General features: G+C 65.3%; 7 protein-coding genes. 6 read left to right on the top strand and 1 reads right to left on the bottom strand.

Annotation, left to right across the window (positions count from 1 at the left end):
* Positions 1-527: 527 nt before the first annotated feature.
* Positions 528-1,421, bottom strand: a complete 894-nt coding sequence (locus ACE039_RS12485; RefSeq protein ID WP_310035730.1) for a LysR family transcriptional regulator — start codon at positions 1,419-1,421, stop codon at positions 528-530.
* 213 nt (positions 1,422-1,634) lie between these two features.
* On the opposite strand from ACE039_RS12485, the gene ACE039_RS12480 reads away from it, so the two are divergent.
* The 6 genes from ACE039_RS12480 (at position 1,635) to ACE039_RS12455 (ending at position 6,586) form a co-directional block, all read left to right on the top strand.
* Positions 1,635-2,309 carry an RraA family protein gene (locus ACE039_RS12480; RefSeq protein ID WP_332009237.1) on the top strand — a complete coding sequence of 225 codons (675 nt, stop codon included), beginning with the start codon at positions 1,635-1,637 and terminating at the stop codon, positions 2,307-2,309.
* Complete coding sequence (locus tag ACE039_RS12475) at positions 2,306-3,523, top strand: aminotransferase class I/II-fold pyridoxal phosphate-dependent enzyme (protein WP_313463846.1); 1,218 nt, start codon at positions 2,306-2,308, stop codon at positions 3,521-3,523. Before ACE039_RS12480 ends, ACE039_RS12475 begins: the two co-directional genes overlap by 4 nt.
* Positions 3,524-3,588: 65 nt before the next feature.
* Positions 3,589-4,416, top strand: a complete 828-nt coding sequence (locus ACE039_RS12470) for an ABC transporter substrate-binding protein (RefSeq protein WP_105560564.1) — start codon at positions 3,589-3,591, stop codon at positions 4,414-4,416.
* A gap of 28 nt (positions 4,417-4,444) precedes the next feature.
* Complete coding sequence (locus tag ACE039_RS12465) at positions 4,445-5,146, top strand: amino acid ABC transporter permease (RefSeq protein WP_105560563.1); 702 nt, start codon at positions 4,445-4,447, stop codon at positions 5,144-5,146.
* A gap of 1 nt (position 5,147) precedes the next feature.
* Positions 5,148-5,864 (top strand): amino acid ABC transporter permease, encoded by a 717-nt coding sequence (locus ACE039_RS12460; RefSeq protein ID WP_105560562.1) that lies wholly within the window; start codon positions 5,148-5,150, stop codon positions 5,862-5,864.
* Positions 5,861-6,586: an amino acid ABC transporter ATP-binding protein gene (locus ACE039_RS12455; RefSeq protein WP_485822501.1), complete on the top strand. Its 726-nt coding sequence runs from the start codon at positions 5,861-5,863 to the stop codon at positions 6,584-6,586. The genes ACE039_RS12460 and ACE039_RS12455 overlap by 4 nt, the downstream gene beginning before the upstream one ends.
* Positions 6,587-6,703: the final 117 nt, after the last annotated feature.

Here is a 6,703-nt window from a genome sequence, read left to right as displayed (position 1 = left end):
CGAGCTGCGCCGTCTTGGTTTGTGCGCTGCTAGAGCGCTGTTTACTGACGAGGTTTGCGGGGCCCGCCTCAAGCGTCCGCGCGGGCGGACGCTTTCTGCATACGCGTTGCCGGGGCGTTGCCGCGTGGTCGCTTGCGCGCTTTTGGTGGGTGGTTTTCTATTGGCCTCGCAGTCAAGTGGGGAGGTGGAGCGACGGGTGGCGCGCGGCAGATAGTTGCTTGCTTGGCCAGACCTGTACGCGCGCCACCCGTCTAAAAGGGAGGCCGGTGAATGTTGCGAGCGTCGGCTGAGATTTGCAGCGTTGCGAGGGTTCCTTGCGTTGCGTGCGCGCAGCGGCATTGGGGATCGCAAGACGCCGCGTAAGCTCCCAAAGGCCGCCCGCGCGGCCGGCCGGGAGCAGGCCCCGCAAGATCCTCCACCACCCCACCGCGTGGAGCAGAACCCTACGCAAACCGTCCGCCCCACCGGCCACCGACGCGCCGGGCGTCTCAAGAACTCAACCCAGGCCTGACCCACACCCCCACCCGCTACTGCCACCCCCCAGAAAACTCGCAACAACTCTCCGCCAACTCCGCCACGCTTTCACAAAATGCTACGTCTGCGTCGCGTCGGAACATGGCGCTGTAGACCGATTGAGGGGGCGCCGTGCTGGTCCGTGCGATGACCAGTTGCCGCTTGCTCACCATGTCCGCGAAGTAGTCCCTGGGCAGGCAACTTACCCCGAAGCCCGCGGCGGTCAGGCCGGCCATTGCGATCAGGCTGTTGATCGTGAAGATATTGCTGTCGGGCGTATGCGGGCGCAGCCAGCCGTCGTAGATCATGTTCAGGCCTGACTCGCGGCTTTGGCGCAGTAGCGGCAGGCGGGCGATGTCGGCGGGGGTGTAGATGCGGCTGGCGTCGATCATGTCGGGGCTGCCCATCCAGGCGAACTCCAGGCGCTGTAGCGCCACCACCTCCAAATTTGGTTCGGCGAATTCGCCGTGCAGGAACGCCATGTCCAACTGGCCGGCCTGCAAGCGCTTGAGCAGGTCGGCGCCCAGGTCGATGTGCGGCTCCAGCGTGATGCGGGGGTAGTGCGCGCGCAACAGGCGGATCAGGGCGGGCAGCCAGGTCATCGCCGTGATCTCGGTGATGCCGAAACGGAACGTGCCGGTCAGGGTGTGCTGGCCCTTCAGGCGGACCAGGAGGCGGTCGCGGTGGCCCAGCATCTCTTCGGCCAGCGCATAAACCTCGTGGCCGCGCGCGGTCAGTTCGGCGCGGTGGCCGGAGCGGTCGAAGAGGGCGACGTCGAAGTCCGCCTCCAACTCCTGGATGCGCTTGGTGATGGCCGATTGCGTGGTGTGCAGCTTCTGCGCCGATGCCGAAAAGGTGCCCAGGCGGACCGTCCAGTAGAGGGCTTCGATTTGTTTGAAAGTCAGCATTTGGTGCGGCGGCCCAGGGTCAGGTTCATTCCGAAATTTCTCTAAGGGCTAACCCTTATATTCCTAAAAGCGATGAGGCTCGTGGAAATTTAATCCCTTTTTCCCGAACCGAAAAGCTCGCACCATGCGATCTGACTCATCTCCCGGCTGGCCGGGGCCGGGAAAGCGTTCCGGGCCTGCGGCGGCTTTCGACTCAGGAATTTGCAGATCGTCATGGCCACTATCCTTACCGGCGCACGCCAATTGCCGGCGTCCCCCGTCGCTCCCGCCGCCATCCTCGAAGCACTGGCTGGCATCGTCACGCCCCATCTCAGCGATAACCTGGCGCGCCGCGAAGGCATTTCGGGCCTGCGCCGCTACAACGGGCGCGGCAAGCTGGTGGGCACCGCGTTGACGGTCAAGACCCGTCCGGGCGACAACCTCATGATCTACAAGGCGATGATGCAGATCCAGCCCGGCCACGTGCTGGTGGTGGACGCTGGCGGCGACTTGTCCAACGCCGTGCTGGGCGAAATCATGAAGCGCTACCTGCAGCTCCATGGCTGCGTCGGCGTGGTCGTGGACGGCGCGATTCGCGACGTGGCTGCCTTCGAGGCCGACAGCTTCCCCTGCTATGCGCGTGGCCATATCCACCGGGGCCCCTACAAGGATGGCCCGGGCGAGGTCAATGTGCCCGTGTCCATCGGCGGCCAGGTGATTCATCCCGGCGACATCCTGGTGGGCGACGAAGACGGTCTGGTCAGTTTCGCGGCCAGCGAGGCGGAAAGCCTGATCGCCGCCGCGCACGCGCACGCCGCCAAGGAAGAACGCATCATGGCCGAGATCGCGGGCGGCAGCAGGACGCAAAGCTGGATGCAGGCCGCCTTTGCGGCCAAGGGGCTGGCATGAGCGGCGACGGCACCCTGTTGTTGGCCGATCGGGCGCGCGCCATCAAGCCGTCGCCCAGCATGGCGGCCAAGACGCGCGTCGACCAGTTGCGCGCGCAAGGGCGCGACATCGTCGATTTCACTGTTGGCGAACCCGATCTGCCCACGCCCGCCCACATCGTGCAGGCCGGCATCGATGCCTTGAACAGCGGCGACATCCGCTACACGGCGTCCACCGGCGCCAAGCCGCTGCTGGAAGCCGTGCGCGCCAAATTCCAGCGCGAGAACGGCCTGGACTTCGGGCTGGACGAACTGATCGTCGGCGTGGGCGCCAAGCAGTTGATTTTCACCGCGCTGGCCGCCACGGTGCAGGCCGGCGACGAAGTCATCATCCCCGCGCCTTACTGGGTGTCTTACCCGGACATGGTGCTGGTCAATGACGGTACGCCCGTGGTGCTGGCCTGCCCGGAAGCCGACGGCTTCAAACTCACGCCGCAGGCGTTGGAAGCCGCCATCACGCCGCGCACGAAGTGGGTGCTGTTGAACACGCCCAGCAACCCCACGGGCGCCATGTACGGGGCGGACGAATTGCGGGCGCTGGGCGAGGTGCTGGCGCGCCATCCGCACGTCTGGCTGATGACCGATGAAATCTATGAACACCTGGCCTACGGCCAGGCGCGGCACGCTTCGCCCGCCGCGGTGGTCCCCGCGCTGGCCGCCCGCACGCTCACCATCAACGGCGTCTCCAAGGCCTACGCGATGACCGGCTGGCGGTTGGGTTACGCAGCCGGACCCCAGCCGCTGATCAAGGCGATGGCCACGCTGATCTCGCAAAGCACCAGCTGCGTCAGCGCCATCAGCCAGTCGGCCGCACGCGTGGCGCTGACCGCGGACCAGTCCTGCGTCGGCGAGGCCGCCGCGGTGTTCCATCAACGCCGCGACCGCATCGTCGCGCTGCTGAACGCCGTGCCGGGCATCCGTTGCCCGCAGCCCCAGGGCGCGTTCTACGTCTATCCGTCCGTCGAGGGCCTGCTGGGAAAGCGGACGCCGGCCGGGCGCGTGCTTGAGCACGATCTGGACGTCGTGATGTATCTGCTGGACGAGGCCGGCGTCGCGGTGCTCGACGGCGCGGCCTACGGCCTGTCGCCTTACCTGCGCCTGAGCTTCGCCACGTCCATGGAGAACATCGAAGAAGGTTGCCGCCGCATCCGCGAGGCCTGCGCGGCCTTGCGTTGAACATTCGTTTGTTGAAAGCCCGTCTCGTCCGCCGTACCCATACCTATATTCCAAGGGGAAACACCATGAAGACCACCATCGCCACTTTCGCCGCCGCCGTCGGCCTGGCCGCCACGCTGGCGCCCGCCGCGCACGCGGATACCGTGCAGGACATCAAGGCCCGCGGCAAGTTCATCTGCGGCACCATGGGCACGGCCGAGCCCTTCAGCTTCCAGGACCCCAAGACCCGCGCCATCGTGGGGTACGAAGTGGACATGTGCCAGGCCGTCGCCGACAGCCTGGGCGTGCCGCTGGAATTGAAGCTGATCGCCGTCGAAGCTCGCATTCCAGAACTGATCGCCGGCCGCGTCGACGTCGTTGCCGCCAATCTGGGCTGGAGCCCGGAGCGCGCGAAGCAGATCGATTATTCGCACCAGCACTTCGTGAGCCTGCAGAAGATCCTGGCGCGCGATTCCGAAAAAGACCTGAAGGCGCCGGCCGACCTGGCCGGCAAGCGCGTCAGCGCCGTGCGCGGTTCGTCGTCGGAGCAGGGCGCGCGCAAGAACATCCCCAATGTCGATCCCGTGACGTTCAAAGACCCCAGCGGCGCCTTCCTGGCCTTGCAGCAGGGCAAGGTCAGCGGATTCGTCGGCTCCGAATTGATGCTGGTGAAGCTGCAGCACCAGGCGTCCACCAGTGCCGTGCCGGTCAAGATCCTGGAGCCCGCGCTGTTCGTCGAACCGTGGGGCATGGGTGTGCGCAAAGGCGACACCGCCATGCTGAACCAGGTGAACAAGGTGCTGGACGGCATGGAAGCGTCCGGCCAGGCCACCAAGACGTTCGACAAATGGTTCGGCACCGGCACGCAATTCAACATGAAGCGCGACTTCCGCATCGAAGCCATCAAGGGTTGACGCGCCGCGCGCGCTGGAGCCTGCCTCGATGCACTACGTTTTCGACTTCAACGCCATTTTCCAGGGCGAGTATCCGGCATGGCTGCTCAGGGGGTTCGTCACCACCCTGGCGCTGGCCGGGCTGGCCTGGATCCTGGCGTTTTTCGTGGGCAGCCTGCTGGCGGTGATCCGCCTGACGGGCTCGCCCGTGGCCAATGGCGTGATCGCGGTGTACGTCGCGTTCCACCGCAACGTGCCCATGCTGGTGCACATCCTGTTCTGGTACTTCGGCGTGCCGGCGCTACTGCCGCAATTCGCGACCGACTGGCTCAACAGCCATGGCAGCGAATTCATCATGTCGTGCATCGCGATCTCGCTGGTGATGTCGGCCTACATCTGCGAAGACCTGCGCAGCGCCGTGCGCGGCATTCCGCCGGGCCAGGTCGAAGCGTCGCGTGCGCTGGGCTTGAGTTTCCTGCAGACCATGCGCAAGGTCATCCTGCCGCAGGCCTTCCGTATCGCGATCCCGCCGCTGCTCAACCAGACCCTGTTGCTGTTGAAGAACACCAGCCTGGCGATGGCGATCGGCGTGACGGAATTGACCGCCGCCGGACGCGAGGTCGAGAACTACACGTTCCGCACCTTCGAGGCTTATGCGGTGGTGACGGTCATCTACCTGGTGCTGTCGTTCATCATCATGGGCGGCGGCGCGCTGTTGCAACGACGCTACCGTCCGCTGGGAGCGCGCTGATATGTGGGACATCCTGAAAGACAACTGGCTGCTTCTGCTGATCGGGCAGTACCCGCATGGGCCGGTGGGTGGCCTGGTCGCCACGTTGGGCCTGGCAGCGATAAGCCTGGCGCTGGCGCTTCCGTGCGGCGTGCTGCTTGCGCTGGGCCGCATCAGCCCCTATCGCATCTTCTACTGGCCGTCCTCGGCCGTGGTCTATCTGGTGCGCGGCCTGCCGCTCCTGATGTTCATCTTCTGGGCCTATTTCTTCGTGCCGCTCATCATCGGCCGGCCCGTCGCGGGCACCACGACAATGGTGGTGGCGCTGGTCTGCTACGAAAGCGCCTATCTGGCCGAGATCATCCGCGCCGGCATCCAGGCGTTGCCGCCGGGCCAGCAGGAAGCCAGCCGCGCGCTGGGCTTGTCATACCTGCAGACGATGCGGCGCGTCATCCTGCCCCAGGCGCTCTACAACATGCTGCCCAGCATGCTGAGCCAGTTCGTGTCGACGGTGAAGGAAACGTCGCTGGCCTATGTGATCAGCGTGCAGGAACTGACCTACGCCGCGAATCAGATCAACAGCGTGCTGCTGACCAAGCCGTTCGAAGTGTTCGGCTTGCTGGCGCTGACCTATTTCATCCTGAATTTTGGCCTGAGCTCATTGGTGCACCTGACCGAACGACGTATCGGCAGACGGCGCGCCGGGCTTGGGGCCGCCCCTAAAGTGGTGCCGACATGATCCGATTTTCCCAAGTGCAAAAGTGGTACGGCGATTACCAGGCGCTGGCCGACGTGACCGAGCAGGTGACGCAGGGCGAGGTGGTCGTGGTGTGCGGCCCGTCAGGTTCGGGCAAATCAACCCTGATCCGCACGGTGAACCGCCTGGAACCGATCCAGAAGGGCGTGATCGAGGTGAACGGCCAGGACATCTATGGCCCGAAAGTCCACCTGGACCAGCTGCGCAGCCACATCGGTTTCGTGTTCCAGCAGTTCAATCTGTTCCCGCACCTGTCCGTGCTGGAAAACCTGATGCTGGCCCCGCTTCAACTCAAACGCGCCCGCCGCCCCGAAGCCCGCGACCGAGCGCTGCAACTGCTGGAACGCGTGGGCCTGGCCCACAAGGCCCACGCCTACCCCGCCCAACTCTCGGGCGGCCAACAGCAACGCGTCGCCATCGCCCGCGCCCTGGCGATGAACCCGCCGGTGATGTTGTTCGATGAACCGACGAGCGCGCTGGACCCCGAAATGGTGGGCGAAGTCCTTCAGGTCATGAAAGGCCTGGCGAAAGACGGTATGACGATGGTATGCGTGACGCACGAAATGGGATTCGCAAGGGAAGTCGCGGATCGAGTGTGGTTCATGGATGCGGGGAGGATTGTGGAGACTGGGACGCCGGAGGGGTTCTTTACTCGGGCGGGGACGGTGCGGGCGCAGAAGTTCTTGGCTGAAATTCGGCATTAAGGGGAAGGGGGGTGTTGGTTTGGTGCCGGGGGTGGGTTCTTGAGGCGCCCGTCGCGTCGGTGGCCGGTGGGGCGCGGGGCAACGATTGCGGTCCGGAGCCTTCGCTCCGGACTGCCC

The sequence above is a fragment of the Achromobacter maghribensis genome (assembly GCF_057334215.1).
This window is presented reverse-complemented; position numbering and strand designations above follow the sequence as displayed.

Excerpts from the sequence above, each read along its gene's own strand:
- ACE039_RS12455 (WP_485822501.1), top strand. The coding sequence starts at position 5,861 with ATGATCCGATTTTCCCAAGTGCAAAAGTGGTACGGCGATTACCAGGCG.
- ACE039_RS12460 (WP_105560562.1), top strand. The coding sequence starts at position 5,148 with ATGTGGGACATCCTGAAAGACAACTGGCTGCTTCTGCTGATCGGGCAG.
- ACE039_RS12480 (WP_332009237.1), top strand. The coding sequence starts at position 1,635 with ATGGCCACTATCCTTACCGGCGCACGCCAATTGCCGGCGTCCCCCGTC.
- ACE039_RS12470 (WP_105560564.1), top strand. The coding sequence starts at position 3,589 with ATGAAGACCACCATCGCCACTTTCGCCGCCGCCGTCGGCCTGGCCGCC.
- ACE039_RS12475 (WP_313463846.1), top strand. The coding sequence starts at position 2,306 with ATGAGCGGCGACGGCACCCTGTTGTTGGCCGATCGGGCGCGCGCCATC.
- ACE039_RS12485 (WP_310035730.1), bottom strand. The coding sequence starts at position 1,421 with ATGCTGACTTTCAAACAAATCGAAGCCCTCTACTGGACGGTCCGCCTG.
- ACE039_RS12465 (WP_105560563.1), top strand. The coding sequence starts at position 4,445 with ATGCACTACGTTTTCGACTTCAACGCCATTTTCCAGGGCGAGTATCCG.